Here is a 13,343-nt window from a genome sequence, read left to right as displayed (position 1 = left end):
TATAGGTTCGCATAAATAGCCGGAGAGGTCTTGCAAAATTTTTCCGACTGGATTTCGGAAATTGCTGGAAACTCCTGAGGGATTCAGGGCACTTACAGCCCTGCCTGGAAATTGCTGCCTGTTTGCGCGGCAGCACAAGAAGCCGTGCAATCTTGTTGAAATCAAGGGGTCTTTGAATGAAAGTGTCGTTTATGGAAATCGCCGTCAGCCCGCAGGAAAACCAGCTAAAAAAATACTTCAATCTTTCCGGTTTCCGACGCGGGCAAAAAGAGATCATCGAATCGGTGATGGGCGGCCGTGATGTGTTGGCGGTCCTTCCGACCGGCGGCGGTAAATCGCTGTGTTATCAGTATCCTGCCGTGGCCACGCAAAAACTTGTCATCGTTATTTCCCCGCTGATTGCTCTGATGAAGGATCAAGTGGCATCGCTGCGTCGATACGGCATTCCGGCAGGCGCCCTGCATTCCGGACAAAGTGATGATGACAAACGCGAGGTGTTCGCCGAAATCAACAAGGGCGGCGCCTTTGTTTTATATCTTTCCCCGGAGCGTGCGCAAAAAGAAGGTTTCCATCGCTGGGTGCAAAACCGCACCGTCGGACTTTTTGCAATTGATGAAGCTCACTGCGTTTCTCAGTGGGGGCATGACTTCCGCGAGGAATATGCGCAGCTCAATGTTTTGAAAAAACTGTGCCCGGATGTACCGGTGCTGGCGCTGACCGCCTCGGCGACTCCGACTGTTTTGGATGACATCTCTAAACATCTGAAACTGCAAAAGCCCGAGCGCATGGTCCACGGGTTCTATCGCTCCAATTTGTATTATCAGGTAGAGCTTTGTGAAGACGAAGACGCAAAACTTCTGCTGCTGCTTCAAAGTATCAAACAAACCCCTGAAGGCCGGATCATCGTTTACTGCGGTACTCGTAAAGTGACTGAAAGTATTGCGGCCTTTCTGCAGAAGAAGTTCGGTAAAAGCGTTGGCTACTACCATGCTGGCCTGACTTCCGAAGTTCGCACCAGCACCCAGGAAGCTTATGCCAAAGGGGAGCTGCGCATTCTGGTGGCGACCAATGCTTTCGGCATGGGAATCGATCAACCGGATGTGCGCCTGGTGGTGCATTTCCAGATTCCCGCCAATATCGATGCTCTTTATCAGGAAATGGGGCGTGCGGGCCGTGATGGCGAGCATTCGACCTGTCTGACGTTGTATTCAAAGAAAGACAAGGGTTTGCAGTCCTTCTTCATTCACAGTTCCGAAGCGCCGGATGAAATCAAAGACGCGCGCTGGAGAAACTTGGACGCCCTGGTGAACTATTCCGAAGGTGGTGAGTGCCGTCACGCCGAGATCCTGACCTATTACAAAGACTCCCAGCGTATTGAGCGTTGCGGGCACTGTGACAGCTGTGACCCGAAATCAGCCCGTCGTATCCAGAAATCTGTGACTCCGCTGGCGAAGGTGGATCAGGTTGTCACCAAGCTGAAAAAAGCCTCCAGCAAGTCCAAAAAGATCATCAACACCGACGATATCGTGCTGGATGAGATGCAGGAAAAACGCATGGAAGTTCTTAAACGCTGGAGACGTGAAAAAGCGAAAGAGCTGGATGTGCCCGCCTTCGTGGTCTTTGGAGATCTGACCCTGCGGCAGTTGGCGGTGAAAAATCCGCGCACCCTGGACGAGATGAAAAACATCTATGGCATCGGTGATTCCAAACTGGAAAAGTTCGGCTGGGATGTGCTGGCAGAGCTGGGCGATCCTGCACGCCGCCTTTAAAAGCGGCTAAGCACCCTTGTCGGCTTCAAACTGACTCAGAACCACATCTTGGCTGGTGATGCCAATATAGGTTGGTGAAATCATCCAGGAACCGCTGTTGAAGTACCTTCCTTGTGGAAGATCAATGGTGCCCGGATGGTGAGTGTGACCAAAGATGATCGCATCAAAACCACGCGAGCAGATTTCTTCAGCTGCAATCACAAAATCCGGATGTTCCCCGGGCAGGCACGGAACCTCGCTGCTGCCACGGAAGCGACGGCGCAGGCGGGATTTCAGTTCTTCAAATTTGATCCAGGCTTTATAAATTCTAGGGCTGACCATCAGGGCAAAGCCGCCCAGCCAGGTCAGAAACTCGTACAGGTCCGGGCGCTTGACAAAAAACGGGTCATACAGATGACCGTGTTCGATCCGGATGCGCTGCTTGCCGCACCGAACGTTCAAAAAAGGCGCCAGGGTCAAAGGACCCCAGTCTTCCAGAAAGTTTTCAAGGACGATGTCGTGGTTTCCCACAACGTAAAATACGCGGTTGCCAGCCTTGGTGATGGCTTTGACGGCGCGAAAGACCTCGGGCACGTCCTCTGCCATCTTGCGGAAGGACACTTGCGCGATTTCCAGTCCGTCGCCGTTGATACAGACGTCATATTTGTTTTCAGCCGCCCAGTACAGAAATTCAATCAGGGATTTTTTCGCTTCAGAAAAAGGATTCCCCAGATGCAGATCTGAAATGACCACCATCTTTTCTGTGGTGACATCAATAATCATAAGGTGGATTCCGCGATTTCTTGCAGATCGTTCCTGGATAACTGCTCAGCGGCCATCAGTGTAATCAGCTTTTCATTCGTCGAACGGATGCGACCGCTCAGTTGTTTCATAAGCTCAAAAGCAAATGTCGGATCACGACGGATTTTTAGCAGAAAGCTGCCCGGATCAAACATCAGCAGTGTGGTTTCGCCCACAGCCTGAGCTGAAGCGGATCGAGGCAGGGACTCCAGCAGGGACATTTCACCCACCATGCTGCCGCGGTCGACGCGACCTAAAATCATCGTCTGACCTTCGACTCTTTTAAAGACTTCGACGGCGCCTTTTTGCACGATGTACATTTCGCGACTGAGATCCCCTTCGCGGAAAAGGATTTCGCCGTCGGCCAGTTTGACAATCTGCTGGTCGATAAATTTTTTGCCCTTGGAAGCTTTTGAATTGAACATAGGGTCATAGATTATCAAGGATTTTTGACCATTCCACCGAGCAAGAATCGGTCTGGTCGTAGGTACCGCATGAGGGTGCAGACAGTGGGGCCGCAATGGGCCCTTCGTCTGTGAAAAGAAACTTAGATCGGTTTGGGGTGGCCGTCCACGCGCAGTTGGAACAGGAAGTAGGGTGGAATACAGACGCCTTTTCCTGATTGGGTCTTGTTGCAGATGTAATCGGCACGGCATGAAATCGTGTCATCGCAAGCCTGCAATCCCGCTGGTCGGGTGTTCTGCGCCAGGCACTCTCCGAAAGGACGATGACGGGCCAGGCAGTCATTGAATCCCTGAAGAACCGCAATGGCTCCGCACGCTTCACCCGAGGTCAGTTGCTCGCAGCCTCCGGAACACATCCCACCAGGGAATCCTACTTTAGTGGTCTGGCAGTATTGGTGGGAGGGGCAGGATGTTCTGGTTCCGGCCTTCATCTTATCGCCGTGAGAGTTCGCCGTTTGTGAAACGGTGCCGGGCTCGCAGGGATTTCCCGCCATTGGCTGTTCGGGCAGGCATTCGCCGATTTCTTTCGAACCTTCCGGTGTCACCACCGCCATGCACTTCAGACCTGCGGCGCAAGTCCATGCCTGATACTCTGAACCCGGCAAGCCGCAGTGAGCATTCATGGCTCCCGGGGTCTTCGGGTCCCGCTCGGAAAACGGCCTGGAGTTGTCGGCCGCCTTTCCCTGGAAGATATTTTGGAAATAGACCTGACGGCGCTTTTGTTCCTGCATCATGTGCGGGGACTGGGAAGAAAAGACAGAATTGGCAAAGATCGTCGACTCTGGATCTTTCCCCAGAAAATGGAAGCCCGCAATCGTGCGCCCCTGATGGCAGCCAGCACAGGAAAGGTCATTCAGGCGGCGACGGAAGGAAGAAGGGCCATAAATATTTTCCAGATCAGTCAGCTTCAGATTCTTAAAGTCCTCTTTTTTGAAGATCTGATCAAACGGGCGGTTGGCCAGGCGGTTCATCCCGTGCAAAGCGAAGGAAGAGCTTTTGGTGGTCAGAAACTTTTCCGGAATATTCAAAATCCCGGCATCCAGGGCTTTGATGTTTTCCGGAGTGGAGATCCAAGCCAGCAGTTCTGCGCGCAAAGCGGAATTGCTTTGCAGGCGGGCTACATCCGGAGTGTTTTCCATCGCGGAAGCCACAAAGACATTGTTTTGCAGGCGGTACACCCGCAGGAAGTATTCAGCATGTCCGCCCATGTCACCACGGATGGTCGATGGCCAGCGCACGGCTTGCAGATTGACCTCCAGGGACTTCAGATTTGCCAAAGTCACCCAGGGTTTCAGTGGCGGTTTTTGTTGAGAGGACCACTGTTTGGCGACGGCCTGGCAGTTCGGGGTGGCCGGAAGTTTAAAGACGGCGTTCAGGGTCATTGGCAGGCGGGACTGTATCAGGGTTTGATTCTGAGTTTTGGTATAGGCCAGGCGATAGATCAAACGGACCTCGCCACAAGTGCCGGGATTAAAGACCGCGCGATCCATGCGATTGACGACACCCACCAGCTCAAATCTTGCCGCCGGTGATTTCAGCCAGCGAATATCAAACAGACGGTGAACATAGTTCATTCCCACACCCAGTTTTGAATCCTGAGTTTTTAAGGCTTCCAGATCCTTTTCCAGATCAGCCACCAAAGAGTTGTAAGCGGGATGTTCCAGCAGCTTTTTATTATCGGCGCCGGGAAGGGAAAACAGCACGCGGCCCAGATTGAAATCAGCTTCTTCCAAAGTTTGAATTTCAGAAGGGTCCTCCAGGACTAGGCGGTGAGCAAAGGCAGAAAAGGACGTCAAAAGAAAAGCCAGGGTGATCAGAGTTTTCATGCTCTTATTTTCACCGTGGCTGTTGCGAAGTCACGTTGCAATTACGGAATCGTGTTCAGATATTCCCCGATTTGGGTGATCACCGGCATTGGAATTTCATGACCGCCCCGGAACCCTTGCAGGGATCCTTTCATGCCGTTTTGGGTTAGCAGGGTCTCAAGCTTTTGAGCCTGTTTGTAGCCCAGAACCGCATCGTTGATGCCATGGCTTTGATAGAATCGCTGGCCGGCGCGATTGGGAACGTACTGTTTCCATTCGTCCTGATGAACCAGTGTTCCGGACATGATCACAAGACCCTTCGGAGTTTCCGGGGCGCGCAGATAGATCTCTGTCGCCAGCATCGCGCCCTGGCTGAATCCACCCAGCACGATTTTGTTCCATGGAACTTTCATCTGGCGGATCATCTCCATGGCCAGGTCATAGGCTTTGCTCATGCCTTTCGGTGTGTCGTTGCTGAAGTCACGGTGTTCGCCGCGCTCTTGGGCGCGCTGAATTTCCATCATGTCAATTGTCCACCAGGCGCGTCCCGTCCAGGCCGGGCCGATGGGCACTTCCAGATTTCCATTTGGAAATAACCAGTTGTATGTCTTCTTTGTGGGAATGATTTCCCCTAGAGAAAACAGGTCGTTGGCATCAGCGCCATAACCATGGAAGAAGATGACCCATGGCGCATCGTCGTTATGATTTATTTCTTGGCAATGTAGTTTTCCGAGTTGTCTCATATCTGAGACCTAAGTTACTCTTAGTGCGTGAAACTGCAACATCTCTTTTCCATTCTGCCGGGGATTCCTGAAAACGCATTCTCTCATATTGAAGTGACAGGGGTCTTCAACGACGCACGCCTTGTGGTGCCGGGTTCGGTGTTTGTCGCGATTCGCGGTAACAAACTGGACGGGCACACTTTTATTCCTGATGCCGTCGCAAAAGGGGCTGCGGCCCTGGTGGTGGAAGACAAAGCGAAAATCCCTGAGGGTTATGAAGGGGTCGTGGTACAGGTGCCAAACTCCCGCGAAGTGCTGGATGTTCTGGCCAGTCGTTTTTACTGGGATCCAGGGCAGGAATTATTCTGTGTCGGGGTGACCGGCACTAACGGCAAAACTTCTGTCACTTACATGACCGAAGCCATTTTGAACCACGGCAAAATTCCAACTGGCGTGATCGGCACGGTCAATCATCATCTGGGCGATCAGGTGTGGCCTTCAGAAATGACCACGCCGGATCCGGTCTTTCTGCAAAAGCGCCTGCGTGAATTCCGCTCGGCAGGGGCCTTGGCGGTAGCGATGGAGGTTTCCTCGCACGCTCTGGATCAGCGCCGTGTGGACAGCGTTCCTTTCAACACTGTGATTTTCACGAACCTGACCCGCGATCATCTGGATTATCACAACACGATGGAAAGCTATCTGGAGGCGAAACAACGCCTGTTCACGGACTTGTTGTGGAAGACTCACAAGCGTCCGTGTTTTGCCATCGTCAACACCGCTGACAAGTTCGGTCGCCGTTTGCGTGTGGCGGATCCGGCGGTGCTGTGGACTTACGGTGAAAAAGATTCTGACATTCGTTATGAAATTCTGAAGATGGACTTTGCCCTGACTCACTTCAAAGTGTGGACTCCGGTCGGGGAAGGGGAAGTGCGTCTGCCGATGTCGGGCACTCACAATGTGATGAATGCTTTGGCGGCCTTGGGGGCCGGACTGTCGGCAGGACTTCCGCTGAATATCTGCATTGAAGCTTTGGATCGTTTCACCGGCGTGCCGGGGCGTTTGCAGTCCGTGCCGAATGATAAAAATCTTTCTGTCTTTGTGGATTATGCCCATACGCCGGACGCTCTGGAAAATGTACTGATGGCTTTGACCAAGGTTCGCGAAAACCTGCAGTCGCAATCCCGCATCTGGACGATCTTTGGCTGCGGCGGGGATCGTGACAAAGGCAAACGGCCTTTGATGGCTGAAATGGCTTTGAAGTATTCAGACGAAGTCGTGATCACCTCGGACAATCCGCGCACAGAAGACCCGCAAACCATCATCCAGGACATTCTGGCGGGAGTGGGCGGAGCCAACAAAGCCAAAGCCACAACGGTGGTGGACCGCAAGGATGCCATCACCCAGACCCTGAAGCGAGCCCAGGAAGGCGACGTGATTCTGATCGCCGGCAAAGGCCACGAAGATTATCAAATTATCGGAACCCAGAAGTTCCCCTTCAGTGATGTGAAGGTGGCCGAAGAGGCCTTGCAAGGGAGATAAACATGAGAGCCATGGACCTGCAAACCATCGTCAAAGTCACAGGTGCAAAAATCCTGAGCCAGAAAGAAACCAATTTCGCCGGCATAGGCACCGACACCCGTGCGCAGTTGCAGGGTCAGCTTTTCATCGCCCTTAAAGGCGAGGCCTTTGACGCTCACAATTTCCTGGATAAAGCCGTTGAACAAGGCGCTTCCGGTTTGCTGGTGCATGAAGAAAATGCGCTGATAGAAAAACTGAAAGACAAAGCCACCATCCTGTTGGTTCCCGACACCCTCAAAGCTTTGCAAAAACTTGGCAACTGGGCCCGTCATGAATCCAGCGCCCGCATTGTCGGGATCACCGGCTCCAACGGTAAAACGACGACCAAAGAATTTACCGCAGCGCTGGTGGGTTCTTCCATGGATGTTCACTACAACAAAGGAAGCTTTAACAATCACTGGGGTGTTCCTTTCACGTTGTTGCAACTGCCGCCGAATAAAGACGTGGCGATCATCGAGATGGGCATGAATCACGCCGGTGAAATCACCGAGCTGGTGCATATTGCAGAGCCCGATGTGGTGGTCTGCACCATGGTGGGTCGTGCGCACATGGAATTCTTCGGCACCATTGAAAAGGTGGCGGAAGCCAAAGAGGAAATTTATGAAGCCGCCGGTGATCAGACGGTGCGCATTTATAACCTCGACAACACCCAGACTCACAACATGTACGTCAAAGCGCGCGACAAGTTCCCGAAGGCGCGCATCCTGACATTCTCTTCCGAAGATCCTCGTGCCGATGTGCATCTGATGATTTCGTCCATGAACATGAGTGAGATCTCCATCAAGGGTTCTATCGGCGGGGAGGCGGGCACCGCGCGTGTTCAGGTCTTCGGTGCGCAGAATCTGACGAACCTGATGGCGGCAGCCAGTGTGGGTTTGGCGGTCGGCATGACTCCGGCACAGGTGTGGGCGGGGCTTCCTGCGTGCAAGACCAACTGGGGTCGCAATCAACTGGTGCACCTGAAGTCCGGTGCGCAGATGATCTTTGATGCTTACAACGCCAATCCCGACAGCATGAAGGCGTTGATCGACAACATGAAACTTCTGACAGTTCCGGGCCGCAAAGTCGGTGTCTTCGGTCAGATGCGGGAACTGGGATCTGCATCCGCAAATCTGCATGAAGAGCTGGGCACCTGGGTCGGACAAGCCGGCTTTGATAAAGTTTATTTTATCGGCGATGACGCTGATGCCTTCGCCAAGGGTTTGAGCAGCGCCGGATACAAAAACCTGGCGCTGATCGAAAAAGACTATAAAGATTCTTCCGGCCAGGATCTGGCAGGTTTCCTAAAAACTGGTGATATCGCCGTCGTCAAAGCCTCGCGCGGGACAAAGCTGGAACGCTTCGTTTTCCCGTGCGAGCCTCTCGACTTCGCCGAAAAACAATAAAAATCAGACGCCGGCTTGGCCTACCAGGTAGGCGGTTCTTTGCAGGAGTGGGTTTGCGAAAAGATCTCCCAGGACCCAGGGGGCGTCTGAGGATTCATCTTTTTTCAGGATCTGATCCAGCAGCACCAGCATGTCTTCCGAAGTCACAATGCCCACCACTTCATCATCTTTTGTGATCAGAAAGGCTGAAACCTTTTCTTCGATCATCGCATCGACCACGGCTTTCATGGGCGCTTCGACAGGGAAAGTTTTCAGCGGGGAACTCATAAGTTTTTCAACGGGAGTTTCAGAGTGTGGCGAGCGCAGCAGATCCCGCTCCGACAGCATGCCGACGATATAGTCCTCTTCTTCATCCAGCACGGGAAGATGGCGAATCCAATAGTTGTTCATCAGGCGCAATGCCTCCGCAGCTGTGGCGTCTTTGCTGACAGTGATGAGCTTTCGGGACATATGGTCTTTCAACGCAATTTTCACAACGACCTCCTTGCATGCCTTCATCTTAGCACTTTCGGGGGCCGTAAACATGAGCCCTGTCATATCTCAGATAATTTATTAAACATCAATGATTACATATACTTATGAACTTCCGCTTGATTTTTGTCCAGCGAATATGCTAAACCCTTTAAGTTCCTAGCAAATTTAAATTTTTAGGTCACAACAGGGGATCAGCGCAGCATGCTTTACCAATGGCTTTATTCAATGGCAGATGAGTTCTCGCCACTGAACGTATTCAGGTACATCACGGTCAGAACCTTCATTGCCTTTTTCACAGCCTTCTTGCTGTGCTGGATTTGGGGTCCGCATTTTATCAAACGTCTTCAGTTGAAGCACTTTGGCCAGGCGATCCGCGACGACGGTCCTCAGACCCATAAAAAGAAAGCCGGCACACCTACCATGGGTGGTGGTCTGATTCTTCTTTCCACTTTGATTCCGTGCCTGTTGTGGGTGGATATGATGAACCCGCTGGTATGGGGTGTTCTGATTGTCACTTGGGGCTTCGGCTTGATCGGTTACATGGATGACTGGTTGAAAGTCAGCAAAAAGAACTCCAAAGGTCTGTCCGGTAAAATCCGTCTGGCTGGCGAGTTTTTGATCAGCGGACTTGTGGTGGCGGCCCTGGTTCACTTCCACGGTCTGAGCACCGCAGTGACCATTCCATTCATGAAATCTGTTTCCATTGATCTGGGTTACTTCTATGTGATCTTCGCAGCCCTGGTTGTTGTCGGTACCGCGAACGCTGTGAATCTGACCGACGGTCTGGATGGACTGGCGATTGTTCCGGTGATGATTTCGGCGGCGACTTTGGGTCTGTTTGCTTACGTCACGGGCCATTTCTCGATCGCGAACTATCTGCAAATCCCCCACGTGGTGGGTGCCGGGGAGTTGAGCATTGTGGCGGCGACCATCGTCGCTGCGGGCATGGGCTTCCTGTGGTTCAATGCGTATCCGGCGCAAGTCTTCATGGGGGACGTGGGTTCGTTGTCCCTGGGCGGTTTCCTTGGCTCGATGGCTGTCATCACTCAAAATGAGTTGTTGATGCTTGTCCTGGGCGGGGTTTTCGTGGTCGAAGCATTGTCAGTGATCACTCAGGTGATCTCTTTCAAAATGACCGGTAAAAGAGTTTTCAAAATGGCGCCGATTCATCACCACTTTGAATTGGGCGGATTGACCGAAACCAAGATCATTGTTCGTTTCTGGATCATTTCCATTTTGCTTGCAGTATTAAGTTTGGCCACTCTGAAGTTGAGGTAAGAAGATGTATAAAGAGTATAGTGATTTAAAAGACAAACGCATTTTGGTTGTGGGATTGGGCAAGACAGGGGTTTCCCTGGCTCACTTCCTGACCAAACATGGCGCACAAGTGACAGTGACAGACCACAAATCCAAGCCGGAGCTTTCTGTTCAGCTGGAGCAACTGGGTGAGCTGCCAATCAAGTTTGAACTGGGCGGCCACAGTCCGAAAACCTTCATTGCACAGGATCTGGTGATTCTTTCCCCGGGTGTTCCAAGCAATCTGAAGATCTTTGATTATGCCCGTTCCCAAGGCATCAAGATCACCGGTGAATTCGAATTCTCTGCCGGCTTCATCAAAGAGCCGATCATCGGCCTGACCGGGACCAACGGTAAAACCACAGTGGCGAAAATCACTGAGGCGATTCTGACTGAATCCGGCGTAAAAACCTGGGTTGGCGGAGCGAATGAAAAGCCGCTGGTGGATTACCTGCGTCTGGATGACAAAGCGCAAGTGGTGATCGCGGAAGTATCAAGCTTCATGCTTGAACACTGTGACACTTTCAATCCGGGCAACATCGTGTTCACGAACTTGGCTGAAAACCACCTGGATCGTTACCGTTCCATGGAAGAATACGTAAACGCAAAACGCCGTATCTTCAAAAACACCAACCAGGCGACCACCAGCATTTTGAATGCGGATGACAACGCGGTTGTTGAACTGGCTCGTGATCCGGCGGTTCAGCGCGGTCGTATCTTCTACTTCTCGCGCAAACCGGCTTTGGAGCCTCAAATCATGAACATCGGTGGCGCTGTGAATATCGGCGACGAAATCCGTGTTCGCACCGGTCCAGAGATCGAAAGCTTCAACATCAAGGGCATGAAAATGCGCGGTAAACATTCCGTGGAAAACATCATGGCGGCGATCCTGGCATCCCGTGAACATGGTGCAACCCGTGAAGCGGTTCAGAAAGTGATCAACACTTTCACCGGTCTTCCTCACCGTATCGAGTACGTGCGCAAAGTGGGCGGAGTGATGTTCTACAACGACTCCAAAGCCACCAACGTGCACGCGGTCCTGCGCGCTTTGGACACTTTTGATGAAAACGTGATCCTGATCGCCGGTGGTAAAGATACGAATCTGAATTATGAGCCTTTGCGCACGTCCGTGAAACGCAAGGTGAAAACCCTGATCTTGGTCGGGGAAGCCAAAGAACGTATCAATCGCGACCTTGGTGACTTCTCTGAAACCTTCCTGATCGGTACATTTGAGGAGGCGGTTTTGATCGCTTACCAAAAGTCGAGAATCGGGGACGTTGTCCTGCTTTCTCCGGGTTGCTCAAGCTTTGACATGTTTGACAGTTTCGAAGAACGCGGCGATTATTTCAAAGAAATCGTGAGAAAGTTTCACTGATAATTTACAATCAAGAAACAAGCAAAGGGCCTCGAGGATGAGGCCCTTTGAGTATTAACATTGCCAGGAGGGCTCCCGTGTCTCGTCGTCTGCTTTTTGCATTATCCACATCAGCACTTATTCTTTCCGGTTGTGCTTCCGGATCTTTCAAAGCCCGCCAGGAACAGCGTGAAAAGATGGCAGCCAGCACAGGCATGTTCTGTGAATTCCTAAGTGGCGACGTTTACCACGATCTTGATGTCGAGCTGAGCATGAAAATGGCCAACCGCTGCGACGCCAACCGCAACTTCTCCATCACCAACTACAAAAACACTTCCGATCAGAACGGTGTGATCTATTGCTGCGCTACGTCCGGACGTGCGGAGAAAAAAGCGGCTGTAAAAAAAGCGCCGGTGACGACTCCTTCCAAGCAGGAAGCTGAGCAGTCTGACGCCGAAGTGATCTCCGAGTAATCGGGTCCAGCTTTTTTCCGTCCCGATAGACCTTAAACTGGACTTCTGATTAACTTAGAAAGTGGCTCGTGAAGCCACTTTCTCGGGGAGTCCACGTTTATGTTGAGATATCTGTCCAGCAGCCTGTTTCTTGCTATCATCACTCTTTTGGGAATCGGGCTGGTTCAAGTTTATTCCTCCAGTTTCATCTTCGCGATCGAATCCTACGGCGACGGTCTGTTCTTCTTCAAACGACAATTGATCTTTACGGTTCTGGCCATGGGTATTCTGGTGGCAACCATCCACATTCCTTTTCGCTATATCGAAAAGTATGGCTGGGCTTTGTGGTTCGTGGCCACGCTGGGAGTTCTCGCGACCTTTGTTCCGGGCCTGGGTGTGCGAGTGGGTGGTGCGACCCGCTGGATTCAATTGCCATTGGGTGTGCGCTTTGAGCCGGGCGAGCTTCTGAAGATTGCCTTCAGTGTGTGGTTTGCAAGTTTGCTGTGCCGTCAGGAAAACTTCCTGGGGCGTGTGAAGTGGCACTGGATTTTTGTGGCCCTGGTGGCCCCGATGGCTTTGTTGCTGAAACAGCCTGACTTTGGAACCTTTGCCATCATCGTGATGGTGGCAGTCACGTTGCTGTTTGCGTTCGGTCTGCAGTGGAAATACATCATCGGCGCAGTGGCGGTGATGGTCCCGGCGTTCTATTTCCTGGTGATGACAGTGCCTTACCGTCGTGCGCGTGTGTTGGCTTTCCTGGATCCTTGGGCGGACCCGGCGCAAAAAGGTTTCCAGGTGATTCAAAGCATGCTGAGCTTCCACTCGGGGGGATTGACCGGAGCGGGTTTGGGTCAGGGGCAGGGAAAACTGTTCTTCCTTCCTGAAGCGCACACAGACTTCACCCTGGCCGTGCTGGGGGAAGAGATGGGCTTTGTCGGTTTCGTATTGATTTTGGCCCTGTACGGCTTTGTTGTTTTCCGCGGAATGCAGATTGCGGTCAAAGCTGAGGAGCCATTCAAAAGAGCATTGGCTCTGGGTTTGTCAGTGACATTTGGCTTGAGTGTCTTTATCAATGCAGGGGTGGTGATGGGGCTTCTTCCCACCAAAGGTTTGACTCTGCCGTTCTTGAGTTACGGTGGAAGCTCCCTGGTGTCCTTGTGCTTTATGTTTGGTCTTATTCTGAACATCGAGAACTCTTTCGAAGAAGACAAGTTTTCCCGTCGCTTTGGTTCCCGTTGGACAGCTTCAAAGGTGAAAAATTAAA

General features: G+C 52.0%; 12 protein-coding genes. 7 read left to right on the top strand and 5 right to left on the bottom strand.

All coding sequences use genetic code 11. The annotated features are described in order from the left end of the window. Positions 1 to 176: 176 nt before the first annotated feature. Complete coding sequence (locus tag BD_RS14710) at positions 177 to 1,769, top strand: RecQ family ATP-dependent DNA helicase (RefSeq protein ID WP_011165568.1); 1,593 nt, start codon at positions 177 to 179, stop codon at positions 1,767 to 1,769. 6 nt (positions 1,770 to 1,775) lie between these two features. On the opposite strand, the gene BD_RS14705 is transcribed toward BD_RS14710, so the two are convergent. The 4 genes from BD_RS14705 to BD_RS14690 form a co-directional block, all read right to left on the bottom strand. Further along, positions 1,776 to 2,531 carry a UDP-2,3-diacylglucosamine diphosphatase gene (locus BD_RS14705; RefSeq protein ID WP_011165567.1) on the bottom strand — a complete coding sequence of 252 codons (756 nt, stop codon included), beginning with the start codon at positions 2,529 to 2,531 and terminating at the stop codon, positions 1,776 to 1,778. Then, positions 2,528 to 2,974 carry a Crp/Fnr family transcriptional regulator gene (locus tag BD_RS14700; protein WP_144313792.1) on the bottom strand — a complete coding sequence of 149 codons (447 nt, stop codon included), beginning with the start codon at positions 2,972 to 2,974 and terminating at the stop codon, positions 2,528 to 2,530. The genes BD_RS14705 and BD_RS14700 overlap by 4 nt, the downstream gene beginning before the upstream one ends. A gap of 122 nt (positions 2,975 to 3,096) precedes the next feature. Continuing rightward, positions 3,097 to 4,839: a hypothetical protein gene (locus tag BD_RS14695; protein WP_011165565.1), complete on the bottom strand. Its 1,743-nt coding sequence runs from the start codon at positions 4,837 to 4,839 to the stop codon at positions 3,097 to 3,099. 41 nt (positions 4,840 to 4,880) lie between these two features. Beyond that, positions 4,881 to 5,561, bottom strand: coding sequence for an alpha/beta hydrolase (locus BD_RS14690; RefSeq protein WP_011165564.1), 681 nt, complete (start codon positions 5,559 to 5,561; stop codon positions 4,881 to 4,883). Positions 5,562 to 5,588: 27 nt separating this feature from the next. On the opposite strand from BD_RS14690, the gene BD_RS14685 reads away from it, so the two are divergent. Both BD_RS14685 and BD_RS14680 read left to right on the top strand, forming a co-directional pair. Next, positions 5,589 to 7,079: a UDP-N-acetylmuramoyl-L-alanyl-D-glutamate--2,6-diaminopimelate ligase gene (locus BD_RS14685; protein ID WP_011165563.1), complete on the top strand. Its 1,491-nt coding sequence runs from the start codon at positions 5,589 to 5,591 to the stop codon at positions 7,077 to 7,079. A gap of 2 nt (positions 7,080 to 7,081) precedes the next feature. Further along, the gene (locus BD_RS14680; protein WP_011165562.1) at positions 7,082 to 8,503 is read left to right on the top strand and encodes a UDP-N-acetylmuramoyl-tripeptide--D-alanyl-D-alanine ligase; all 1,422 of its coding nucleotides are present in this window, start codon (positions 7,082 to 7,084) and stop codon (positions 8,501 to 8,503) included. A 3-nt stretch (positions 8,504 to 8,506) separates the two neighbouring features. Here the strand turns inward: BD_RS14680 and BD_RS14675 are convergent, their stop codons facing one another. Next, positions 8,507 to 9,001 (bottom strand): CBS domain-containing protein, encoded by a 495-nt coding sequence (locus tag BD_RS14675; protein ID WP_231839197.1) that lies wholly within the window; start codon positions 8,999 to 9,001, stop codon positions 8,507 to 8,509. 177 nt (positions 9,002 to 9,178) lie between these two features. On the opposite strand from BD_RS14675, the gene mraY reads away from it, so the two are divergent. The 4 genes from mraY (at position 9,179) to ftsW (ending at position 13,342) form a co-directional block, all read left to right on the top strand. Then, positions 9,179 to 10,255 carry a phospho-N-acetylmuramoyl-pentapeptide-transferase gene (gene mraY / locus BD_RS14670; RefSeq protein ID WP_011165560.1) on the top strand — a complete coding sequence of 359 codons (1,077 nt, stop codon included), beginning with the start codon at positions 9,179 to 9,181 and terminating at the stop codon, positions 10,253 to 10,255. Positions 10,256 to 10,259: 4 nt separating this feature from the next. Continuing rightward, the gene (gene murD, locus BD_RS14665; protein WP_011165559.1) at positions 10,260 to 11,648 is read left to right on the top strand and encodes a UDP-N-acetylmuramoyl-L-alanine--D-glutamate ligase; all 1,389 of its coding nucleotides are present in this window, start codon (positions 10,260 to 10,262) and stop codon (positions 11,646 to 11,648) included. A gap of 77 nt (positions 11,649 to 11,725) precedes the next feature. Continuing rightward, the gene (locus BD_RS14660) at positions 11,726 to 12,100 is read left to right on the top strand and encodes a hypothetical protein (RefSeq protein ID WP_144313791.1); all 375 of its coding nucleotides are present in this window, start codon (positions 11,726 to 11,728) and stop codon (positions 12,098 to 12,100) included. A 99-nt stretch (positions 12,101 to 12,199) separates the two neighbouring features. Further along, entirely contained in the window at positions 12,200 to 13,342 is a 1,143-nt protein-coding gene (ftsW, locus tag BD_RS14655; RefSeq protein ID WP_011165557.1) for a putative lipid II flippase FtsW, read from the top strand. Position 13,343: the final 1 nt, after the last annotated feature.

It is taken from the genome of Bdellovibrio bacteriovorus HD100 (assembly GCF_000196175.1).
Taxonomy (GTDB): Bacteria; Bdellovibrionota; Bdellovibrionia; order Bdellovibrionales; family Bdellovibrionaceae; genus Bdellovibrio; species Bdellovibrio bacteriovorus.
The sequence above is the reverse complement of the archived record's forward strand: the minus strand, read 5'-3'. Positions and strand labels throughout refer to the sequence as shown.

Excerpts from the sequence above, each read along its gene's own strand:
- mraY (WP_011165560.1), top strand. The coding sequence starts at position 9,179 with ATGCTTTACCAATGGCTTTATTCAATGGCAGATGAGTTCTCGCCACTG.
- BD_RS14710 (WP_011165568.1), top strand. The coding sequence starts at position 177 with ATGAAAGTGTCGTTTATGGAAATCGCCGTCAGCCCGCAGGAAAACCAG.
- BD_RS14705 (WP_011165567.1), bottom strand. The coding sequence starts at position 2,531 with ATGATTATTGATGTCACCACAGAAAAGATGGTGGTCATTTCAGATCTG.
- BD_RS14690 (WP_011165564.1), bottom strand. The coding sequence starts at position 5,561 with ATGAGACAACTCGGAAAACTACATTGCCAAGAAATAAATCATAACGAC.
- BD_RS14680 (WP_011165562.1), top strand. The coding sequence starts at position 7,082 with ATGAGAGCCATGGACCTGCAAACCATCGTCAAAGTCACAGGTGCAAAA.
- BD_RS14700 (WP_144313792.1), bottom strand. The coding sequence starts at position 2,974 with ATGTTCAATTCAAAAGCTTCCAAGGGCAAAAAATTTATCGACCAGCAG.
- ftsW (WP_011165557.1), top strand. The coding sequence starts at position 12,200 with ATGTTGAGATATCTGTCCAGCAGCCTGTTTCTTGCTATCATCACTCTT.
- murD (WP_011165559.1), top strand. The coding sequence starts at position 10,260 with ATGTATAAAGAGTATAGTGATTTAAAAGACAAACGCATTTTGGTTGTG.
- BD_RS14695 (WP_011165565.1), bottom strand. The coding sequence starts at position 4,839 with ATGAAAACTCTGATCACCCTGGCTTTTCTTTTGACGTCCTTTTCTGCC.
- BD_RS14675 (WP_231839197.1), bottom strand. The coding sequence starts at position 9,001 with ATGAAGGCATGCAAGGAGGTCGTTGTGAAAATTGCGTTGAAAGACCAT.